Source organism: Rahnella inusitata (assembly GCF_003263515.1).
GTDB classification, from domain to species: domain Bacteria; phylum Pseudomonadota; class Gammaproteobacteria; order Enterobacterales; family Enterobacteriaceae; genus Rahnella; species Rahnella inusitata.
Map to the genome: position 1 here is coordinate 64,957 of NZ_JYDE01000004.1, position 22,661 is coordinate 87,617.

19 protein-coding genes are annotated in these 22,661 nt (G+C 48.4%); 6 read left to right on the plus strand and 13 right to left on the minus strand.

Features of this window, described 5'->3' with window-relative positions:
* Window position 1: 1 nt before the first annotated feature.
* The 7 genes from TU92_RS02520 to galU all read right to left on the minus strand — a co-directional run bounded on the left by TU92_RS02520 (window position 2) and on the right by galU (window position 8,006).
* Entirely contained in the window at window positions 2-1,510 is a 1,509-nt protein-coding gene (locus tag TU92_RS02520) for an MATE family efflux transporter (RefSeq protein ID WP_112164392.1), read from the minus strand.
* A 97-nt stretch (window positions 1,511-1,607) separates the two neighbouring features.
* Window positions 1,608-2,147, minus strand: coding sequence for a dTDP-4-dehydrorhamnose 3,5-epimerase (gene rfbC / locus TU92_RS02525; protein ID WP_112164393.1), 540 nt, complete (start codon window positions 2,145-2,147; stop codon window positions 1,608-1,610).
* A 5-nt stretch (window positions 2,148-2,152) separates the two neighbouring features.
* The gene (gene rfbA / locus TU92_RS02530) at window positions 2,153-3,031 is read right to left on the minus strand and encodes a glucose-1-phosphate thymidylyltransferase RfbA (RefSeq protein WP_112164394.1); all 879 of its coding nucleotides are present in this window, start codon (window positions 3,029-3,031) and stop codon (window positions 2,153-2,155) included.
* Window positions 3,032-3,091: 60 nt separating this feature from the next.
* Window positions 3,092-3,991: a dTDP-4-dehydrorhamnose reductase gene (gene rfbD, locus TU92_RS02535; protein WP_112164395.1), complete on the minus strand. Its 900-nt coding sequence runs from the start codon at window positions 3,989-3,991 to the stop codon at window positions 3,092-3,094.
* Entirely contained in the window at window positions 3,991-5,076 is a 1,086-nt protein-coding gene (gene rfbB / locus TU92_RS02540; RefSeq protein ID WP_112164396.1) for a dTDP-glucose 4,6-dehydratase, read from the minus strand. Before rfbB ends, rfbD begins: the two co-directional genes overlap by 1 nt.
* A 54-nt stretch (window positions 5,077-5,130) precedes the next feature.
* Complete coding sequence (gene wecA, locus TU92_RS02545; protein ID WP_112164397.1) at window positions 5,131-6,168, minus strand: UDP-N-acetylglucosamine--undecaprenyl-phosphate N-acetylglucosaminephosphotransferase; 1,038 nt, start codon at window positions 6,166-6,168, stop codon at window positions 5,131-5,133.
* 950 nt (window positions 6,169-7,118) lie between these two features.
* Window positions 7,119-8,006 (minus strand): UTP--glucose-1-phosphate uridylyltransferase GalU, encoded by an 888-nt coding sequence (galU, locus tag TU92_RS02550; RefSeq protein ID WP_112164398.1) that lies wholly within the window; start codon window positions 8,004-8,006, stop codon window positions 7,119-7,121.
* A 464-nt stretch (window positions 8,007-8,470) separates the two neighbouring features.
* On the opposite strand from galU, the gene TU92_RS02555 reads away from it, so the two are divergent.
* Window positions 8,471-10,060 (plus strand): TerC family protein, encoded by a 1,590-nt coding sequence (locus tag TU92_RS02555; protein WP_112164399.1) that lies wholly within the window; start codon window positions 8,471-8,473, stop codon window positions 10,058-10,060.
* A gap of 71 nt (window positions 10,061-10,131) precedes the next feature.
* Here the strand turns inward: TU92_RS02555 and asmA are convergent, their stop codons facing one another.
* From asmA to apbC, 4 genes are all read right to left on the minus strand, one after another.
* Window positions 10,132-11,982 carry an outer membrane assembly protein AsmA gene (asmA, locus tag TU92_RS02560; RefSeq protein WP_112164400.1) on the minus strand — a complete coding sequence of 617 codons (1,851 nt, stop codon included), beginning with the start codon at window positions 11,980-11,982 and terminating at the stop codon, window positions 10,132-10,134.
* 44 nt (window positions 11,983-12,026) lie between these two features.
* Window positions 12,027-12,608 (minus strand): dCTP deaminase, encoded by a 582-nt coding sequence (dcd, locus tag TU92_RS02565; RefSeq protein ID WP_056769537.1) that lies wholly within the window; start codon window positions 12,606-12,608, stop codon window positions 12,027-12,029.
* Window positions 12,609-12,641: 33 nt separating this feature from the next.
* Window positions 12,642-13,283: a uridine kinase gene (gene udk / locus TU92_RS02570; protein ID WP_056769536.1), complete on the minus strand. Its 642-nt coding sequence runs from the start codon at window positions 13,281-13,283 to the stop codon at window positions 12,642-12,644.
* Window positions 13,284-13,429: 146 nt separating this feature from the next.
* Window positions 13,430-14,542 (minus strand): iron-sulfur cluster carrier protein ApbC, encoded by a 1,113-nt coding sequence (gene apbC / locus TU92_RS02575; RefSeq protein ID WP_112164401.1) that lies wholly within the window; start codon window positions 14,540-14,542, stop codon window positions 13,430-13,432.
* A 163-nt stretch (window positions 14,543-14,705) separates the two neighbouring features.
* On the opposite strand from apbC, the gene metG reads away from it, so the two are divergent.
* Window positions 14,706-16,739, plus strand: a complete 2,034-nt coding sequence (metG, locus tag TU92_RS02580) for a methionine--tRNA ligase (protein WP_112164402.1) — start codon at window positions 14,706-14,708, stop codon at window positions 16,737-16,739.
* A 45-nt stretch (window positions 16,740-16,784) separates the two neighbouring features.
* Here metG and TU92_RS02585 read toward each other — a convergent pair whose 3' ends face one another.
* On the minus strand, window positions 16,785-17,072 hold the full coding sequence (locus TU92_RS02585) for a DUF1127 domain-containing protein (RefSeq protein WP_112164403.1): 288 nt from the start codon (window positions 17,070-17,072) through the stop codon (window positions 16,785-16,787).
* A gap of 168 nt (window positions 17,073-17,240) precedes the next feature.
* Here TU92_RS02585 and TU92_RS02590 point away from each other — a divergent pair, with 168 nt between their 5' ends.
* Both TU92_RS02590 and TU92_RS02595 read left to right on the plus strand, forming a co-directional pair.
* Window positions 17,241-18,659: an aminotransferase-like domain-containing protein gene (locus TU92_RS02590; RefSeq protein WP_112164404.1), complete on the plus strand. Its 1,419-nt coding sequence runs from the start codon at window positions 17,241-17,243 to the stop codon at window positions 18,657-18,659.
* A gap of 24 nt (window positions 18,660-18,683) precedes the next feature.
* Window positions 18,684-19,574, plus strand: a complete 891-nt coding sequence (locus tag TU92_RS02595) for a LysR substrate-binding domain-containing protein (RefSeq protein ID WP_112164405.1) — start codon at window positions 18,684-18,686, stop codon at window positions 19,572-19,574.
* A 59-nt stretch (window positions 19,575-19,633) separates the two neighbouring features.
* Here the strand turns inward: TU92_RS02595 and TU92_RS02600 are convergent, their stop codons facing one another.
* Window positions 19,634-19,909, minus strand: a complete 276-nt coding sequence (locus tag TU92_RS02600; RefSeq protein ID WP_112164507.1) for a CBU_0592 family membrane protein — start codon at window positions 19,907-19,909, stop codon at window positions 19,634-19,636.
* Window positions 19,910-20,127: 218 nt separating this feature from the next.
* Between TU92_RS02600 and TU92_RS02605 the strand changes: the two genes are divergently transcribed.
* Both TU92_RS02605 and TU92_RS02610 read left to right on the plus strand, forming a co-directional pair.
* Window positions 20,128-21,711, plus strand: a complete 1,584-nt coding sequence (locus TU92_RS02605; RefSeq protein WP_112164406.1) for an ABC transporter substrate-binding protein — start codon at window positions 20,128-20,130, stop codon at window positions 21,709-21,711.
* On the plus strand, window positions 21,711-22,658 hold the full coding sequence (locus TU92_RS02610; RefSeq protein ID WP_112164407.1) for an ABC transporter permease: 948 nt from the start codon (window positions 21,711-21,713) through the stop codon (window positions 22,656-22,658). Before TU92_RS02605 ends, TU92_RS02610 begins: the two co-directional genes overlap by 1 nt.
* Window positions 22,659-22,661: the final 3 nt, after the last annotated feature.

Genomic DNA, 22,661 nt, shown 5'->3' on the forward strand with positions numbered 1-22,661 from the left:
TTCAAGTCCTGTTGAAGAAATGCTGTTTTAATAATTCACGAAGTGCTTTACTACCTGCAAGAAAGACTCCTCCTGATATAATAGAGGCTGAAACCCCTAATATTATACAATTAATAATAAAATCAAACAAATTACCTGTGTGGAATTTATCTAAGACATTCAACTGATTGATTAAAACCAAATAAAGCGTAACAATTGATATCAAAGATAATGACCAGACTAATATATGATGTTTTACAAATTCAGAAGTCGTTTTTCCAAAAGCTTTTTTATACAAATAGTATGGTCTCGCCGCCATTACAATGCATATATTTGAAATTATCGTACCAATAACCACACCTTTGATACCAAAAAAATGTACCAAGATTAAGGAAAATATCAGATTAAGCAATCCCTCCATAATTGGCAGATGCGTATCAGACATATATCCGTATGCAACTTTAAAAATATCAACCGATGTTCTGGCTATGAGGCAAAAACAGTTTAGTGCCAAGAGCGAGACTACTGTTTGAGGCAATACAACATCTTCACCTAACCAAAGTGTTATTAAATTACTAGAGACGGTGAAATAACAAAAGGAGAATATTGATGCCCAGCACATGAATATTACGTTTATTTGTACAAATTTCTCATAGGTAGCATCACTTCCTTTCTCATGAAGATAGTTACCTAGTGCAGAGTTAAGTGGCACACTCAGCGTAGTTATTATGAATGACATCGCTTGCGCAAGCATTATATATGAGGAGTATGAAGTTACCGAAGACAACCCAAGAAAAATAGAAATGATAATGTAATCAGTGTTGAAAATGAGAACGCCGGATATTTTATGTATAAACGTTTTTTTTATTTCAGCAAAAATATTTTTCTTTATTATAACATTTACATTCTTTTCAATCTCTGAGTTCAATGTATATTGTTGTTTTACAATTTTTTTGAAAAAATACATTTGAACACTTACTGACATCACTTCCAACATACTAAAAACAATAAAACCATAATTGAGTTTCAAAGCAGCAATTTGTAATAAAAAACAGGTAACTCTAGCAACACCATTTATTAACCTTAAGTAATATACTTTTTGGTCAGCAGTTAACAGAATTGATTCAGCGCTATAACTATATGATAATGAGGTGCTAAAAACGAAAAGTATCCACGGCAGATAAAGGTTATAAAAATCGATACTTGATTTGACTATATATGGCAACAGAAAGCATAGTATCAACCCAATACCGAGTATAACCTTTTGGATCACATTATAAATACTCCTTACTGCAATAAATGTGCTGGATAAAACACTATTGTTATTATCATTTAATGGTTTGAAGAGTAAATATGTAGATGCTGTGCCTAATCCTAATTCTGCTAAATTCAAAAAACCTAACATTTGGTTTATAAGAAGATAATAACCAGTTAACTCTGTACCTAATGAGTCAAAAAACACTTTCCTGACCCAGAATGTCATAGCCATTATTAGAATTGAAAAAACGAAGCCATATTTAAATGACTTCATCACATTTTTTTTTCTCATATAGTCATCATCAGTTCTAATATTCACTACAGATAAATTTATAGCTGAGTAATATAATATTATATGACTCAGCTATGCGTTATAATGTCTTAAGCTTTGTAGCACTTAGATCTTTATCAGAGAGTAAAAACTCTCGATTTATATTTGGCCAAGATATATTAATATCTTCGTCACACCAAAGAATACTACGATCATGTGTTGGAGAATAATAATTCGTTGTCTTATAAACGAATTCTGCAGTTTCACTCAATACCAGGAAACCATGAGCAAAACCTTCTGGGATCCAAAGCTGACGTTTGTTCTCAGCAGAAAGATGTACACCAACCCATTGACCAAATGTTGGTGAACTCTTGCGGATATCGACAGCAACATCAAACACTTCCCCCACTACGCAGCGGACTAATTTAGCTTGCGCAAATGGTGGGAGTTGAAAGTGAAGTCCGCGAAGGACGCCTTCAGTCGATTTGGAATGATTGTCTTGAATGAAATCAACTTTGTAACCCACGGCATCTTCAAAAACTTTTTGATTAAAGCTCTCAAAGAAAAAACCACGGTCATCACCAAATACTTTAGGTTCTAAAATCAATACATCTGGAATTTCAGTTTTAATAATTTGCATGAGTTTTAATAACCTTTAATCATCTTCAACAAATATTTGCCGTAATCATTTTTAATTAATGGGGCAGCCAATTTCTTAACCTGCTCTACATCGATAAAACCTTTGCGGAAGGCGATCTCTTCAGGGCACGCAACTTTTAACCCCTGACGAAGTTCAATAGTCTGAATAAAATTACTCGCTTCGATTAAACTCTGATGCGTGCCGGTATCCAGCCATGCGTATCCACGTCCCATCATGGCAACCGATAAACGCCCCTCTTCGAGATATAATCTGTTTATGTCAGTGATCTCATATTCACCACGTGGTGATGGCTTCAATCCTTTAGCCATTTTGACAACACTGTTATCGTAGAAGTAAAGCCCCGTAACCGCATAATTGCTTTTTGGTTCTAATGGCTTTTCTTCGAGAGAGATAGCTTTACCTTCTTTATCAAACTCCACCACGCCGTAACGTTCCGGATCATGGACATGATAAGCAAACACGGTAGCACCAGACTCTTTGGCTACAGCAGCCTCTAACTGTTTCTGTAAATCATGCCCGTAGAAAATGTTGTCACCGAGTACCAGTGCACAATCATCATCACCAATAAACTCTTCGCCAATAACAAAAGCCTGAGCAAGACCATCAGGGCTTTCTTGAATTTTATACTGCAGGTTTAATCCCCACTGACTACCGTCGCCCAGCAGTTGCTCAAAACGTGGTGTGTCTTGGGGTGTACTGATAATGAGAATATCGCGGATACCGGCCAGCATAAGGGTGCTGATCGGGTAATAGATCATCGGCTTATCATAAATAGGTAACAGTTGTTTACTGACTGCCATTGTCACCGGGTACAGGCGCGTGCCTGATCCGCCAGCGAGAATAATACCTTTACGTGTGGTCATTTTAAGCTCTCAATTTTGTCGCTGCCCTTTAACGGGCAATAATTATTTAACTAGTGACTATTACAGACCCGAAGGTGTGAACAATTCAGCGAGCATGCGTTTAACCCCGACATCCCAGCGTGGCAGTGTTAAATCAAAGGTCTGTTGAAACTTACTATTATCAAGACGTGAATTATTTGGGCGTCGGGCGGGCGTAGGATATGCGCTCGTTGCAACCGGATGAGTTTGCTTTAACGCGAGTTCATAACCCGCACTTTGCGCTTCAGTGAAGACCACATTTGCAAAATCAAACCAGGTCGTTATGCCAGAGGCAACAAGATGATACAGACCGGCTACTTCAGGCTTGCGCATTGCGGTTGTTATAGCATGCGCGGTACAGTCGGCGAGAAGTTCAGCACCGGTTGGCGCACCAAACTGGTCATTGATAATTGAAAGCTCTTCCCGGTCTTTTGCAAGACGAAGCATGGTTTTTGCAAAGTTATTCCCTTTGCCAGCATATACCCAGCTTGTGCGAAAAATCAGGTGCTTAGGGCAATGCTTCTGAACAGCAATTTCACCGGCAAGCTTGGTTTCACCGTAGGTATTCAATGGTCCGGTTGCATCATCTTCTGACCAGGGTTTATCACCGTCGCCTGGGAACACGTAATCAGTAGAATAATGGACTAACCATGCACCGATTAAGGCAGCCTCTTTTGCAATCGCTTCAACACTCGTCGCATTCAGCAATTGGGCGAAATCAGGTTCTGATTCTGCTTTATCAACTGCGGTATGTGCAGCAGCATTCACGATAACATCAGGTTTAATACGGCGAACTGTTTCAGCTATCCCTTCTGGATTGCTGAAATCACCGCAGTATTCTTTTGAATGCACGTCAAGGGCAATCACATTTCCTAAAGGAGCCAGAGCGCGCTGTAATTCCCAACCTACCTGGCCTGTTTTGCCAAACAGAAGAATATCCATTATTTGCGATCTCCATAATTCTGCTCAACCCAAGATTTATAAGCACCGCTTTTGATGTTATCAACCCACTTCTTATTATCTAAATACCATTGAACTGTTTTACGAATACCACTTTCAAACGTTTCAAGTGGCTTCCAGTTTAATTCCTGATTAATTTTATCTGCATCAATGGCATAACGACGGTCATGACCAGGGCGATCGGCGACGTAAGTGATTTGTTCGCGATAGGAAACGTCTTTTGGGACAATTTCATCAAGCAAACCGCAAATGGTCAGCACTACGTCGATATTTTTCTTCTCATTGTGCCCACCGATGTTATAGGTCTCACCAATTACACCCTCGGTGACGACGGTATAAAGCGCGCGCGCATGATCCTCAACGTACAACCAGTCACGGATCTGATCGCCCTTACCGTAAATCGGCAGATTTTTGCCTTCCAGTGCGTTAAGGATGACTAATGGAATGAGTTTTTCAGGAAAGTGATATGGACCGTAGTTGTTTGAACAGTTAGTCACAATACATGGCAGGCCATAGGTACGCTGCCATGCACGAACAAGATGGTCGCTTGAGGCTTTAGATGCGGAGTAAGGGCTACTTGGCGCGTAAGGCGTCTTTTCGGTGAACAGAGGCAGTGCCTCCTGGCTTTGCCACTCATCAGGATGGGGTAAATCACCATAGACTTCATCTGTAGAAATATGATGGAAGCGGAAAACGTCTTTTCTTTCCTGAGTCAGCTGCGACCAATATGCGCGAGTTGCTTCAAGCAGGGTATAAGTCCCTACGATGTTAGTCTCGATGAAATCAGCTGGGCCGGTGATAGACCGATCAACGTGACTTTCTGCAGCGAGATGCATTACCGCATCAGGTTGATGTGTTACAAAAATCTGATCAAGAGCGATCTTATCGCAAATATCTGCCTGAACAAAAGTGTAGCGTTCGTTATCAGATACCTTCTCAACTGATTCAAGATTCCCAGCGTATGTGAGTTTATCAACGTTGATAACGCTGTCATTGGTATTATTTATTATATGACGAACAACTGCAGAACCAATAAAACCGGCACCACCAGTAACTAAAATTTTCATTTATAGTCTCTCTTTAACAAATAACATCTTTATTTTAAATAGGTTAGCTTTGGCTTAGCAGTTATTCTCTTTGAGCGCGCCTGTTCTGGCAAGTTTATTAATGAACAATACGAACGCCACAAAACAGAGAATAAAGAAAACCAGAACGGCAAGCTGATTGTAGTTTTTATAATCGGCAAAAATACCCACTACCGAAAATGAAATAGATATCGCTAACACTATTATCAATGCAGTAGAATGCCTGAAACCGTATTTCAAAAGAATATGATGTAAATGCTCACGGTCCGGTTTAAAAGGGCTGTCTCCCCTGCGTACTCTCGCAACCATCACACGGATCATATCCATCAGTGGCACTGCGATGATCCATAGTGCAGTAACCGGATGTAATATTGCTGTAGTCCCCTGCGTTGCCAGAATAATTAACCAGATAACGGTAAATCCAATCAAAGTACTTCCGGCATCCCCCATGAAGACTTTAAATTTACGTCCCCACGGGATGCCTAAGTTCAGCAGTATGTAAGGGATACAGGCTATTGTCAGACAAATACACCACTGCGCCAGTTCAAAGTTATTATGTAGTGAAAAGGCTACACCTAACGAGGCAAAACTGACGCAAGATAAAGCACCAAGCAATCCGTCAATTCCATCCACCATATTGAAGGCATTAATTGCACACATAACGGCGAATATTGTCACTACATATCCCAAAATACCTAAACCAACCGGGTAACCCAGGAAAATATCACCGAGTGAAGCAAGATGTAATCCACTAAACATCATGACTATGGCCACAAATGCTTGCAAAGCTATACGGGGTGTAACAGGCAAATCGTAACGATCATCCAGGACGCCGACAAGTAATAGTAAGCTGGTACAAATGATGTAATAGCTAAAATTTGGGAACCAATCAGGCTGCAAGAAAAACAATACCCAAATAGATATGTATATTGAAACGCCCCCGACCAGAGGAATATGCCCATTGTGATGTTTCCTCGCATTAGGTTTGTCTACCAACCCAACACGACGCGCAATTTTACGGGCAACAAATAATGAAGCTAACGCACTGAAAAATATTATAATATATTCTTGCATGACCGCACCATGTTCAATCGATTAATGTTTTAAATTACTTCAAGCTTTATTAATAACGCTAACTAAGCGGTGTTTTTTAAGAATTTAGTATTTTAATCAATTTTTAAATTTATTATTTAGGTTATGTACTTAACTTATCTGAATGTGTTATCCATATAGTTTCGGAAAACATATCCACTTTGTCGCTTGCGTACAGCCGGAAATGGTTAAAAACCACGCTACCGCCCTTGGCTCACAAGCTACCAATGCACTTATCCTACATACCTAGTTGAAACAAACCTTAAACCATGTACAACACCAGGCAGCTATCTCGATAAACCTGTCTGACAAAACTCAACTGGCAATTTTTAACCTAATTATGTTTGATAGCAACATGTAATCATCTTAAAAATCCGTCTGCGCGTTGATACTGACACGTCAATTACGATGGTAAGCGTTGAAGATGTCTGGTCCTGATAACACAAAAATTTCAACATCAGGCTTTTATATAAGATATTCAATAGCCTATATGAAATAACATCGTAGATGATTCAAAGCAATATCAGAGAGCCTGCGTATCTTTCCACAACAATTACTTGATCAGCTGCTTAAAATTGTCAATCAAGAGTATAATTTTTAAACACATCGCCCGGCATGAAAATTACTGATATAGCCTAGCTCAATACTTCGCAGAACGCAGCCTTAATCCTATCTTTTCGTTGGTAAATGTATGTTTTAACGACATCATTGCTTAGATAACGTACAAGGCATTTATGAATTCGATTTAAATGCAATAAACATAATTACTTATAAACTGGGTGACCGGTTATTTATTATTCCTGCGCATCATTCGATATTCATAAAGCTGCCTAGGGGGCATTCTGGGCAGGTGTATTAATTGCATAACCACTAATTTCAGCTATAAAAAAGCACCATCAAGATGGTGCTTTCCATACAGGTCTTGAGCGCTATTACTCGCCTGTAAACTCTTTCAGCCATGCTTTAAAAGCATCACCCTGTGAGTTATGACGTACGCCGTACTCAACAAAGGCTTTCATGTAACCGAGTTTGTCACCACAGTCGTGTGAACGGCCAGTCATGGTAAAGGCTTCAACGGTTTTCTTCTTCATCAACAGGGCAATAGCATCTGTCAGCTGAATTTCGTTGCCTGCACCATAAGGAGTAATTGCCAGCAGTGGCCAGATATCTTCGGAGAAGACATAGCGCCCTACTACCGCCAGGTTAGACGGTGCATCTTTACGCTCAGGTTTTTCAACGATTGCGGTCATTGGTGTACTTTTACCAGGTTCACCTTCAACCCCATTACAGTCGACAACACCGTATTTAGACACGTCTTCTTCCGGCACTTCTTCAACCATAACCTGGCTGTTACCTGTTTCTTTGAAACGGGTCAACATAGCGGCAAGGTTATCCTTGCGCAGATCGCTGGTGGAATCATCCATCAGGACGTCAGGCAGAATAACCGCAAAAGGTGAATTGCCAATCAATGGCTTAGCGCAAAGAACTGCGTGACCCAGGCCTTTTGACTGCCCCTGACGCACGTTCATTATCGTCACACCCTTAGGACAGATGGACTGAACTTCTTCAAGCAGCTGGCGCTTAACGCGTGTTTCCAACATGCTTTCCAATTCAAATGAGGTATCGAAGTGGTTTTCGATGGCATTTTTTGAGGAATGCGTAACCAGAATGATTTCTTTGATGCCCGCCGCAGCACATTCGTTAACGATGTACTGGATCAGAGGCTTATCGACGATTGGCAGCATTTCTTTCGGAATTGCTTTCGTCGCTGGCAACATACGTGTGCCCAGACCGGCAACAGGGATAACAGCTTTTAACATTGTAAAGGATACTCCTTGAAACCTATTGTGTGTAAATCCAGTCGGTTAACGTGAGTAATCACAATGAGTTCACCAGACTGAAATTGAAAATACAAACTTATTGCCCAGCACGATATTTTTCTTTACCGAGTATAGTCCCTGTCGTTTCGTTTAGGAAAACCATACTGCGAACTTCAGAACATCAAGTACATAGCCTGTCTATGTGATTACGATACCAGTAAGCAGCACCAAACGGTAAGCTAAAGACTCAAATTTAGGAATGTTGAACCTGTTCGACGATTTTATCATCACAAATTGCTGCTTTCCAAATCAGATCGATAACTCATATTTATCGAGTCCCCCTAAGCCTACTTTGCTCCACTTTTCTTAAGGTACCCTGCTGTTTTAGATTTGAATTTTCCGCGCCTGACGCCCATTATTCACCGTGCGGCAACCGCCGTGTAACTAAAGGTGAAAAACGCAATATGGAATGGATCGCCGATCCGTCGATTTGGGCCGGGCTGGCTACCCTGGTAGTACTCGAAATTGTTCTGGGCATAGACAATCTTATTTTTATCGCCATTTTGGCTGAAAAACTTCCGCGCCAGCAGCGTGACAAGGCCCGTGTTACCGGGCTTTTACTCGCATTAGTGATGCGCTTATTGCTGCTGGCCTGTATTTCGTGGCTATCTACGCTCACTCGCCCCCTGCTTACTGTGCTCGGGCATGCGTTCAGTGCCAGAGATATGATCATGCTAACCGGCGGGGTGTTCCTGCTCTTTAAAGCCACCATGGAATTGAATGAACGGCTTGAAGGGAAGGATGAGGAACAAACGCAACAGCATACGGGAGCCAAATTCTGGGCGGTAGTCGCGCAAATTGTGGTTCTGGATGCCGTCTTCTCCTTGGACTCCGTCATTACTGCTGTCGGGATGGTCGATCATTTAGCCGTCATGATGGTCGCGGTTTGTATCGCCATCGGGCTGATGTTGCTGGCAAGCCGCCCGCTTACGCGCTTTGTGAATGCACACCCGACGATTGTGATTTTGTGTCTCAGTTTCCTGCTGATGATCGGCTTCAGTCTGGTCGCTGAGGCCTTTGGTTATGCGATCCCGAAAGGTTATCTGTACGCGGCCATTGGTTTCTCGGTAATTATCGAAGCACTGAACCAGCTGGCACAGTTCAACCGCCGACGCTTTTTATCTTCACGCCGTTCATTGCGTGAACGTACTGCAGAAACGGTACTTCGCGTTCTTCGCGGTAAACATGAAGAAGCCGAGCTGGATGCCCATTCCTCCAGCATGATCGCTGACAGCGCTAATGAAGAGGATGCGATTTTCAATCAGCAGGAACGCCATATGATTGAACGTGTTCTCGGGCTCGGGCAGCGCACCGTCAGCAGTGTCATGACCTCGCGGCATGATGTCGATAATCTTGAACTGAATGACCCGGTTGACGTGCTGACGCAGCAAATTGCCAATAATCAGCACACCCGCATGCTGGTGACTGAAGACAGTTCGACTGATGAACCGCTGGGCGTTGTGCACGTTGTGGACTTGCTCAAACAGCAACTGCTGGAAAATGAGTTAGATCTTAAAGCGCTGATCCGTCAGCCGCTGATTTTCCCGGAGCAGCTTTCCCTGTTGATGGCGCTGGAACAGTTCCGTCAGGCGAAAACGCATTTTGCGTTTGTGGTGGATGAGTTCGGTTCAGTTGAAGGGATCGTGACGCTGACGGATGTCATGGAAACGATCGCCGGTAACCTGCCTGAATCTGATGAAACGCCGGATGCGCGCCATGACATACAGCAGTTGGAAGATGGCACCTGGATTGCTAACGGCTACATGCCGCTTGAGGATTTGGTGATGTACATTCCCCTGCCGGTTGATGAGAAACGTGAATACCACACGCTCGCCGGGCTGCTGATGGAGCATACGCAGAGCATCCCACAGGTGGGCGCGCAGATTACCATTCACGACTATCTGTTCGAACCGCTGGATGTCAGCAGCCATCGTATTTTGAAAGTGAAAATTACTCCTCTCAAAACAGCTGAGGATAACGACTACGAAGTCTGAAGCTGAATTAAAAAAAACGGGTGCCTGATTCAGGCACCCGTTTTTTATATTCGAAAGACGTGGGTAACGCGTTACTTATTCAGAAACTTCTGCACATCTTCGTTTTCTTTACTGTCTTTACGCTTATCAATCCAGTTTTGAATCGCGCTGCGGGCGCTTTGTTCCAGCGTGCGCCTCAGCACCTGATCAACCTGCAACTGATAACCCATCTGCGACCACGGACCGTAAACGCGCAAAGGAATGTCAGTCGTTTTGAGCGTATTGATCAGATTGCTGTCACCTTTCCAGCCACCTGTGACGCGGATCAGTAAGTTCATATCTACCTGCTGATCGGCCATGTCGATGCTACCGTTCCCTTTCGCATTCACCATCGGCGACTGACCTTGAAGATTAGTGAGCGTCAGTGTGCCATCGGCAAGCTTGCCTTCAGCTTTGAGCGTATCAATCTGGCTATAGTGATCGTAGCGCTCGAGCCCCTGCACCTTGTCGCTGCTGCGTGCAACGGCCTGCTGAATAAGCTGCTGAATATTAATGCCATTGAGGTGAGCATTATCCATTGAAAGCTGCCCTTCCCCCTGCCAGCGTCGTGCGAAATCCGCGGCAGAAAGCCCTTTGCCGTTAACATCGCCTTTCATCGAGAAACTGCCGGTCAGCGCTTTCGGCAGACCATAGGCCGCCAGCAAATCACCCAGCTCGATTTTGTCCACATCCGGCATCAGGTGCACCTGAATCTGTTTACCGGTCACGTCCATATCACCGGGCAGTGAAAATTTCCCGCTGCCCATAATGCCGCTAAAGGTAGATAACTTAACCTGACCCTGCTGATTGTCTGCATTCAGCGCCAGATTTTGGATCTTCATACCACGATAGGTTAAATCAGCGACTTTCAAGGCCAGCCTGGCATTAAAGTTCTGCAAACTGCTCAACCCGTTCGGCTGGTCGTCAACATCTCGGGCAATCACCGGCGCGGATGTCACGGAGGGCGCGTTTTCCGTTGTCTGTTCATCGGTTTTAGGCTGCCATCCGCTGAGCGCATCAAGGTCGAGTTTGTTAGCGGTTAAATCCAGCTGATAATTAGTGCTGCCTCCGAGTGTGGCCGAGGCAGTGCCAGAGACCTGATTATCGTTGGCGGTTAAATCCAGCTGGCTCAGCGTGACAGTGTCGGTATCGCGCTGATAGCTGGCCTGCATTGCACCGTTACCCTGCACGCCCTTAACCGGAATATCTGCGCCGTTTAGCTGATAGCTAAACTTGCTGATATTCGCCGCAAAGGCCTGCGGATAATGCTGCATATCCAGTTCAGCTTTCATCGTGAAAGCGAGATCGCGCTGATTACGACTGATGCGGCTGGAAAGCTGAAGAGTTGCCTGTCGGTTGGCATCTTTCTCCATCTGCATATTGATATCGCGAACGTTGATGACATCATCATTGCCGCGTTGCCAGATAAGCAGACTGTCGACAACGCTTAATTTATCGATATCAAATTTCCAGCCCGCCTCGAGGGTCGGCGTTACCGGCGCAACAGGCGTTGGTGTGGAAGGCGCGACAGGAGCGTCAGGCTGATTCTCTTCACTATCCGGCGTAAGACGAACGACTGCATTTTTTAGCAGGACCTGCTTCACCGCGAGCTGATGAGAAAGCAGCGGCCAGAGTTTGACATCCAGCCGCATGTTTTCGGCGCTGACCACCGGCGCTTTCGCTCCGGGCGCGGTCAGCGTTGTTTGTCCGGCGATAATGCTCAGCTGAGGCCAGACATGCCAGCGCAGTGAGCCGTTGATCGCCAGCTGATAGCCGCTTTTCATCTCAACCCTTTCCACCATATATTGGCGGAAGTCGTTCGGGTTAATCAGAAACACCAGCGAAGTCATGCCGGCAATGATAACCACCAGTAAAATCACCAGTGTCGTCAGTAGTCTTCTCATGCCTTCCTCACGTTTTTATCCGGCTTGCAGATAAAAAAGCTGTATCAGTCTTCATCAATACGGCTGGCAACCGCACTTTGCTGGTCGCGATATTTCGCATCCTGACGGCTGTTATAAGGACGCGCTGCCGGGCCAGATAACGGCTCGAAACTGAGTGCGCCAATCAGCATGCCGGGACGAAGTGCTAAGGGTAATTTGCCGGAATTATAGAATTCCAGCACGATACGCCCCTGCCAGCCGGGATCGATGCGGTGCGCAGTGACGTGAACCATTAAACCCAGACGCGCCAGCGATGAGCGCCCGTCCAGCCAGCCGACCAGATCATCGGGTATAGAAACCGTTTCAAACGTCACGGCAAGCGCCAGTTCACCTGGATGCAGGAAGAACGCTTCACCTTCCGGCAAAACAATTTCATCACTCATCACTTTATCGAGAGAGGCGCTGACTTCGTCCTTCGGACCACTCAGATCGATAAAACCGGCGTTGTGCCCGAGAAATACGCGAAAGCCATTGCCCAGACGCACATCTACTGTAGCACCGTTAATACGTTCAACGGGCGGACGCGGTGAAATCCCTAATTTGCCACTGTCCAGCCAGGCTTCTATATCTCGATCGCAAAGTCTCATCGTTTCTCCGGTATGTTTTCTACAGCATGGCGATTAATTGAAAAACTGGCTGATTTTTGCCTTTAAGATATCAATCGCAATCCGGTTTTTTCCGCCACGCGGCACAATGATGTCTGCGTATTGTTTGGAAGGTTCGATAAATTGCAGGAACATTGGGCGGACGGTCTTCTGATACTGCGCCATCACGGAATCCATCGAACGGCCACGTTCGTTGACATCACGCTTCATGCGGCGCATCAGGCAGATATCAAGAGGTGTATCGACGAAGATAGAGAAGTTCATTTCCTGGCGCAGACGCACGTCAGTCAGCAGCAGGATCCCTTCAAGAATGATGACTTTTTTCGGTTTCAGCGTCACCGTTTCGGCAAGCCGGGTGTGTTCAATAAAGCTGTAGCTCGGCAGTTCAATTGCCTGACCTGATTTCAGCGCCTGTAAGTGCTGAAACAGCAAATTGTGATCCATCGCACTCGGATGGTCGTAGTTGGTTTTGACCCGCTCTTCCATGGTCATATGGCTTTGGTCTTTATAGTAGCAATCTTCGGGGATCACCCCGATGTGCTCATCGCCTACCTGATCACGAAGTTCACGGTATAACGTACTGGCGATAAGGCTTTTTCCCGAAGCAGATGCGCCAGCGATACCTACGATGACACACTGATGGAATTTGTCAGACATAAAATTAAAGACCTGATTTGGAAGTTGGAAGGCAAACACAGATATGTGCTTTGAACGCGGCAATTATAAGTTCAAGACACTGCCTGATGCCAGCGTTAAGGCTGTGTAATCGCTGACATCGGGCAATAAATCGCTGAGTTGAGAGATTAAACTGCGCGGAAAGCGATTTCTGTCGGAATTGCATCGCCCTTCCAGAACAGTTGTGACGCCACTTTTGATGCCAGTTCACGATAAATCGTTGTAAATTCGCTCTCAGGATTCGAAACGACCGTCGGCTCGCCGCGATCTAAATCTTCCCGTAGTGAGATGTGCAGCGGTAATTGCGCCAGCAGCTCACAGCGATATTTCTCTGCCAGACGCTGGGCGCCACCGGTGCCAAATATCGGTTCGTGATGGCCACAGTTGCTACACACGTGCATGCTCATGTTTTCGATAATGCCCAACACCGGCACATGCACTTTCTCAAACATCACGATCCCTTTCATGGCATCAAGCAACGCGATGTCCTGCGGCGTGGTGACAACCACTGCCCCGGTCACCGGAATGTTTTGCGAGAGCGTCAGTTGAATATCACCGGTACCCGGCGGCAGGTCGATCACCAGATAATCCAGATCCGGCCACAGCGTATCCTGCAACATCTGCATCAGTGCCTTACTGGCCATCGGACCACGCCAGACCATGGCATTTTCATCAGTAACCAAATAACCAATCGAGTTGGTCGCCAGACCATGCGCCATAATCGGCGACATGTGTACGCCATCCGGTGACGTCGGGCGTTCATCTTCAGTACCCAACATATTTGGCACCGACGGTCCGTAAATATCCGCATCAAGAATCCCGACTTTGCCGCCCTCAGCCGCCAGCGCCAGCGCCAGATTCACCGCAGTGGTCGATTTCCCGACGCCGCCTTTTCCCGAACTGACCGCCAGAATATTGCGCACCCCTTTAATACCCGGCTGATCATTGGCTCGTTTCAGGGTGGCGATGTCGTGACGCAGGGTCCACTGGATTGCCGATGCACCGGTTACCCGCAGCAGTTCGCCGCTGGTTTCCTCTTTCAAAATCTCAAAACCGCTTTTCCAGGCGAAGGGCAGCGTCAGGTCGATATGTAAAACGTCGTCCATTAACACGCAATGATGCAATGCCTTAATGGCGTTGAGATCTTTTTGCAGGGTTGAATGACGAAAGGTGGCCAGTACGCCGGTCACTAGTGCGCGCAGCCCCGCGGGGGTGGTCTGCTGTGGGGATTGAGATGTCATCCCGGCTCCTTGAAACTGGTTATCAGACTATTTATTAAACGACTTATTCTTTAAATAGCATAACAGAAGGTTCATGCAGAGATCCCCCGTTTGTTTACGAGGGGCGGCGCTTTCGGTTAACATCAATCCCCCTGATTTCAACAACAGAAAGCAAGCTCTTACTATGGCTCAAGTCGCGAAAAAAATTTTGGTAACCTGTGCACTTCCGTACGCCAACGGATCCATCCATCTCGGTCACATGCTCGAGCACATCCAGGCTGACGTCTGGGTTCGTTTCCAGCGAATGCGCGGCCATGAGGTGCACTTCATCTGTGCGGACGATGCGCACGGCACGCCGATTATGCTGAAAGCTCAGCAACTCGGTATTAAGCCGGAAGAGATGATTGCCGAAATGAGCCAGGAGCATCAGAAAGATTTCGCCGGCTTTGGCATCAGCTACGACAACTATCACTCCACGCACAGCGACGAAAACCGTGAGCTGTCCGAGCTGATTTATGGTCGTCTGAAAGAAAATGGCTTCATCAAGAATCGCACCATTTCTCAGCTGTACGATCCGGAGAAAGGCATGTTCCTGCCTGACCGCTTCGTCAAAGGCACCTGCCCGAAATGTAAATCACCGGATCAGTACGGCGATAACTGCGAAGTTTGCGGCGCGACTTACAGCCCGACTGAACTGATCGAGCCGAAATCCGTGGTGTCCGGCGCGACGCCGGTCATGCGTGAGTCCGAGCACTACTTCTTCGACCTTCCAGAATTTAGCGCCATGTTGCAGGCGTGGACCCGTTCCGGCGCATTGCAGGAGCAGGTCGCCAATAAAATGCAGGAATGGTTTGAATCCGGCTTGCAACAGTGGGATATCTCCCGTGATGCGCCTTACTTCGGTTTCGAAATTCCGGATGCGCCGGGCAAATTTTTCTACGTCTGGCTGGATGCGCCAATCGGCTACATGGGTTCATTCAAAAACCTGTGCGACCGTCGCGGCGATCTGAACTTCGACGAGTTCTGGAAAAAAGATTCCACCACCGAGCTGTATCACTTCATCGGTAAAGACATCGTTTATTTCCACAGCCTGTTCTGGCCGGCGATGCTTGAGGGCAGTAATTTCCGTAAACCGACCAATCTGTTCGTTCATGGTTACGTCACGGTTAACGGTGCGAAGATGTCTAAATCGCGCGGCACGTTTATCAAGGCCAGCACCTATCTGAACCATCTGGATGCGGACTGCCTGCGTTATTACTACACCGCCAAACTGTCTTCGCGTATCGACGATATCGACCTGAATCTGGAAGATTTCGTGCAGCGCGTGAATGCCGATATCGTCAACAAAGTGGTGAATCTGGCGTCCCGTAATGCCGGTTTTATCGCCAAACGCTTTGACGGCAAACTGGCAGATAAGCTGGCTGACGAAGCGCTGTACAAAACCTTCACCGATGCGGCGGAAAGCATCGCGCAGGCCTACGACAGCCGCGAGTCTGGTCGCGCCATCCGTGAAATCATGGCGCTGGCCGATCTGGCTAACCGTTATGTGGATGAGCAGGCACCGTGGGTAGTGGCAAAACAGGATGGCCGCGACGCTGACTTGCAGGCGATTTGCTCAATGGGCATTAACCTGTTCCGTGTGCTGATGACCTACCTGAAACCGGTTCTGCCCTCGCTGGCCGAACGGACCGAAGCATTCCTTAACAACGAACTGAGCTGGGATTCCATTGCTCAGCCGTTGCTGTCGCACCAGGTCAATCCATTCAAAGCACTGTTTAACCGCATTGAGCTGGATAAAGTGGCAGCGATGGTCGATGCCTCAAAAGAAGATATTGCGGCGGCGAACGCGACCGTAGTGACAGGTCCGCTGGCGGATGACCCGATTCAGGAAACCATCACCTTTGATGATTTCGCTAAAGTCGACATGCGGATCGCGCTGATTAAAAGTGCTGATTTCGTGGAAGGTTCGGACAAACTGCTGCGGCTGCAACTCGATTTGGGCGGCGAAACGCGCCAGATTTTCTCCGGCATTCGCTCTGCATATCCTGATCCAAAACTGCTGGAAGGCCGCCTGACCATCATGGTCGCAAACCTTGCACCGCGTAAAATGCGTTTTGGTATCTCCGAAGGGATGGTGATGGCAGCGGGTCCTGGTGGGAAAGACATCTTCCTGCTCAGCCCGGATTCCGGCGCACAGCCGGGGATGCAAGTGAAGTAAAAGCTCATAACTGCACCTCCCCCTGCGAAGGGGGAGGAAGCAAAATCATTTAGGCCAGTTCGGCCATACGCTGCGTGGATACTCCCTGTCGATATCCGATTTCGCAAGCCCAATATCCTTCAACTGATCCGTACTCAGCGAATGCAAAATCTTGCGGCTGACCCGGCGCTCATTCCAGCTGTAAATAGCGGCATACACTTGCCCGGCTAGCCCCGCTTTTTTGACCGGCGTCTGTACGGTATGTAACGGCGCAACGGTATCTGTTGCAATAACTCGTTCACAAACAACAATTTCACACGCTGCAAACTGACGTTCTTCAATGATATTTTTCATATTCTGCCCCTGTTAACGACCTGACAACAGGATCGGATAAACGGCCAAAACATTACAGATTCAGATTTTTAGTATTTCAACCATACAGATCTGGATTAGATGACAGATACAGGGTTAGATTGATTGCATCTGTACTGTTTTCTTTGCGCAGGAGTTGAGAAAAAGATAATGAACCGTTATGAAAATCTGGCAAACGTATTGAGCGACCGCATCGAGCAAGGTTTGTATCCCGCCGGTATCCGCCTGCCGTCGGTGCGCGTACTGAGCAGTGAACACGGCGTCAGCGTGAGTACGGTGCAGCAGGCTTACCGCGTGCTGGAGGAAAAACAACTGGTCGAAGCTCGCCCAAAATCCGGTTATTTTGTGAAAGGTGCACGCCTCCAGGCCGCCCTGCCCTCCGGCTGTCGCCCTGCGCAGCGCCCGGTGGAGATCTCCCAGTGGGAACAGGTGCTGGATCTCATCACTTCGCCACACCGGCCAGGCGTCGTGCAGCTGGGTCGCGGCTCGCCGGACGTTACCGCGCCCACCCTCAAACCGCTCAGCCGCCTGATGGGTCGCGCTGGTCAGCATCAGAATCTCAACGCGTTTCATTACGACAGCATCTACGGTTCGGAAGATTTACGGGAACAAATTGCCCGTCTGCTGATCGACAGCGGCAGCCACATGGATGCCAGCAATATTCTGATCACCACCGGCTGTCACGAAGCGCTGTCGATAGCCATCCGGTCGGTGTGCGAGCATGGCGATATTGTGGCGGTGGATTCGCCGAGTTTTCACGGTGCGATGCAAACTCTGAAAGGCTTCGGCATGAAAGCGCTGGAAATCCCTACCGATCCGGTCACGGGCATCAGTCTGGAAGCACTGGAAATGGCGCTGGAACAGTGGCCAATCAAAGCTATTCAGCTGACGCCCAACTGCAACAATCCGCTTGGCTACAACATGCCGGACGAACGTAAAAAAGGTCTGCTGCGTCTGGCACAGCGCTACGATATCGCCATTATCGAAGACGATGTCTATGGCGAACTGGCGTATCAGTATCCCCGCCCGGCCACCATTACCTCATTTGATGAGGACGGTCGCGTGCTGCTGTGCAGTTCTTTTTCCAAAACGCTGGCACCCGGCCTGCGCGTCGGCTGGATTGCACCGGGGCGTTATCACGACCGCGCGATCCATATGAAATACATCACCACCGGCGCGTCCGCCACGCTGCCGCAAATTGCTATTGCCGACTTCATCAAGCAGGGGCATTACCTGGTGCATTTACGCCGTATGCGCAATCAGTACCAGCGCAACCTGTGTACCATGACCGACTGGGTGATGAAGTATTTCCCGTGCGGTACACGCGTCAGCCGCCCTCAGGGCGGTTTTCTGCTGTGGATCGAACTTGATGAACGCGTCGATACGCTGCGGTTAAATCGCTTGCTGGAAGAACATAGCGTGCAGATCGCCATCGGCTCGATATTCTCCGCGTCGGGAAAATACCGTAATTGCCTGCGAATGAATTACGCCCAGACCCTGACTGCCAAAACCGAGCGCGCGGTACAGCGTGTGGGAATATTAGCGTCACAAATGCTGGAAAGTTGCTAAACGCCACCCGGAGAAATTGTCATCGTGCAGATAGAACCGTTACCGCCCCTGAACACGCTGGTGGCGTTTGAATGTGTGGCGCGCTATTGCAGTTTTTCCCGCGCCGCCGAAGAGCTGAACCTGACGCAAAGCGCCATCAGCCGCCAGATTATCCAGCTGGAAGAGATGCTCGGCTGTAAACTATTCCAGCGCGCTCAGCGCAAAACTACGCTGACGCCGCGCGGAGAGATCTATGCACAACAGGTGCGTAAACTGCTTGGCGACATTTCGCAGTCAACCGCCGAAGTCATGGGCTGGAACGGCCTGCCGCAGGTGACGCTGGCCTGCACCAGCGCGATGAGCGGGCTGTGGCTTTCGTCGCGGCTATCCACGCTGCGCCAGCTGATGCCGGATTTACAAATTCGCATGAAAATCTCCGACAGTTTTTCCGACCTGAAATCCTCAGAATTCGATCTGGCGATTTTCTACCTGCGCGAACCCCCTGCAGGCTATCACGTCGAGGCACTGTTCGATGAAGTCTGCTATCCCATGTGCTCACCGGAATTCCTCACCCGCCTTCCCCCACAGGCCAGCGCGGCAGATTTACTGGAGCAAACATTGCTGATTCAGGACGACCCGCAACGTGAGTGGACCGGCTGGCGAGACTGGTTTGCCTCGCAGGATATCGGCCACGTCTCGCCCCGCCGCACCTGGCGTGCCAACAACTACCCGTTTCTGGTGCAGTCAGCGGTGCTGGGGGATGGCATTTTACTGGGCTGGGAAGGGCTGGTGCAGGATTACGTCAACAGCGGGCAACTGGTCGCCGCGCATCCCGGTAAGCTGACCGCCGCCGGAAAATGCTACATGCTTACGCCGCAGGACAGATTCCTCAAACCAGTGGTGCATAAGGTGATTAACTGGCTGAAAAAGCCATGAAATGTAGCGCCTCCCCTTTAGCAGGTGAGGCGTTAAATAATAAAACTCTGATGTGTTAATTAAATATCCATCGGCGGTATTTTATTTTTCTCCAGATAACGGCGCTTTCTCGCAGAATTCATGCCAATTAATGTGAACAACAGCCAGCATGACTGCGAAATACAGGAGGCAAGGTTAAAATCATGGCTCAAAGAATACAGCCCGAACACACCGCCGATAATATTAAGATATGCGTAAGTATTAGCATCAACCGCTAGTCTGCGCATCTGGACCAACGCATAAGCCAGAAGATAACAAAACACACCAATTAACCCGACCACCGTATGCAGTTCCACCGGCCCTTTCCCTTTGCGAACGTTCATTACCCAGAAAAATAAAGCTTTTCAGGGTGTTCTGCCGCGCATTTTTCGCATACCCTCATGATAAATTCTCATGCCAGTAACGCAGAGTGTTTTGATATAAATCAGGCAGGCAAACCATTGCGCCCATTTGATACACCAGGGATATTTCACTTGCACCTATAAAATTTCAGCACGCCACCATGGAGAAAATAATGAAAGATAATAATTCCCCTTTGACGAAATTAATGCAGGATGCACAACTTAGCCGACGCGGCTTTATTACCAGCGCTTCCGCTGTGGGTATTACTACTGCATGGGGATTATCGCCTTTCTCCGCGTTTGCAGCCGAGCCTAAAAAAGGCGGCGTATTAAAACTGGGTATGTCAGGCGGAAATACCAGCGATACGCTTGACCCGACATTATTCAGCGACTGGGTGCCCTTAAATCAGGCATATATGCTGATGAACGGCCTGATCGAAATTGATGAAAATAACCAGGCCACGCCGGAACTGTTCTCTAAGTGGGAAGCCAAACCGGGTGCAGCAGAGTGGATTTTTACCGTCCGTGAGGGCGTCACTTTTCACAACGGTAAGAAGCTGGACGCCGACGATATTCTTTACTCCATCAACCTGCACCGCGGTGACAAATCTAAAAGTGCCATCAAAACCCAGCTTGCGCCCATTACCGGCCTGACCAAACAGGGTGACAACCAGATCCTTATAACTCTCGACGGTGGCAATGCCGACCTGCCCTACCTGCTGGCGGATTACCATCTGGTGGTGGTACCGAACGGTTTTACCGACTGGTCCCACCCGATTGGCACCGGCGGTTTCATTTTTGATCAGTACGAGCCGGGCGTACGCTCGCTGTTCAAACGTAACCCGAACTACTGGAAGCCGGATCGCGCATTTGTCGATGCTGTGGAAGTGCTGGTGATCAACGACCCGACGGCGCGCACCAACGCCCTGATTTCCGGGCAGGTTCACGCCATTAACCGTGTTGATTTCAAAACCGTCGATTTTCTCAAACGCAGCCCGGCGCTCAATATCATTCGTTCTGCCGGCGGCCAGCACTTTACCTTCCTGATGGATTGCAGCGTCGCACCGTACAACAACAACGACGTGCGCATGGCGATAAAATACGGCATCGACCGGCAGAAAATCCTCGATACCGTGCTGCGCGGCTACGGCTCGCTGGGTAACGATCACCCGATCCCGAAAACCGACCGCTTCTTCAATCACAACCTTGAGCAGCGCGCTTACGATCCAGACAAATCAGCGTTCTATCTGAAAAAAGCCGGTCTGACGGATCTCAAAATAGAGCTTTCCTCCTCCGATGCCGCCTTTGCCGGGGCGTTAGACGCTGCGGCCCTGTTCCAGGGACAAGCGCAAAAAGGTGGGATTCAGGTCAACATCAAACGACAGCCCGCCGACAGTTACTGGGACGACGTGTGGATGAAAGCGCCGTTCAGCATGGGCTATTGGGGTGGCCGTCCGACGGCGGATCAGATGTTCTCTACCGCCTATCAGTCCACCGCCAAATGGAACGATACCCACTGGAAAGATGAGAAGTTCGACGCCCTGCTCCTTCAGGCGCGTTCACTGCTCGATGAAAGCAAACGTGCCGAAATCTACGGCGAGTTGCAAAGTATTGTGCGTGACAACGGCGGTGCGATGATCCCGCTGTTTGGCGATTATCTCGATGCGGCGAGTAAAAAAGTCGGCGGTATCAAACCGCACCCGATGTTTAACTTCATGGGTGGTCGTCTGGCCGAGCGCGTCTGGCTGGAGGCATGATGAAGAAGAGGATTTTACAGCGTGTGCTGCTCGGTATTATCACGCTGTGGCTGGTGTCGGTGCTGATTTTTATCGGCACCGAAATGTTGCCCGGTGACGTGGCGACGGCCATTTTAGGCCAGAGCGCCACGCCGGAAACCGTGGCGGCGCTGCGCCTGCAACTGGGGCTAGATGAGCCGTCAGTGCTGCGTTATCTGCACTGGCTGGCGGGCATTATGCACGGCGATTTAGGACATTCGCTGGCCAACGGTCGTCAGATCAGCGACGAGCTGCTGCCGCGTCTGGGCAACACGCTGTTTCTGGCGGGTTATGCCGCAGTGATCGCCATTCCGCTGGCGGTAGGTTTAGGCATCGCCTCGGCTATCTGGCGCGGTTCGGTCTTTGACAGGCTGGCGAATACCCTGACGCTCATCAGCATTTCCGTGCCGGAGTTTTTCGTCGGTTACATTCTGGTGATTGCCTTCGCCATCCGTCTGACCTGGTTTCCCAGTCTGGCGATGGTGGACAGTTCTTCGACCCTGGCCGACCGGCTGTATGTCTGCACCCTGCCGATGCTCACCCTGACGCTGGTGGTCCTTGCGCATATGTTGCGCATGACCCGCGCCTCAGTCACGGCGGTGATGTCCAGCCCGTACATTGAAAGCGCGGTACTCAAGGGCATTCCGCGCTGGCGCATTGTGGTCTCACACGCCTTGCCCAACGCCCTCGCACCGATCATTAACGTTGTGGCGTTCAACCTCGCGTATCTGGTGGTCGGGGTGATCCTGGTGGAAGTGGTGTTTGTCTATCCGGGTATCGGTCAGTACATGGTCGATGCCGTGACCAAGCGCGATCTGCCGGTGGTTCAGGCCTGTGGCCTGCTGTTCGGTGGCACCTATATTTTCCTCAACACCACCGCCGATTTACTGGCGATCTGGTGCAATCCACGCCTGCGCCATGCGCGCTAAAAA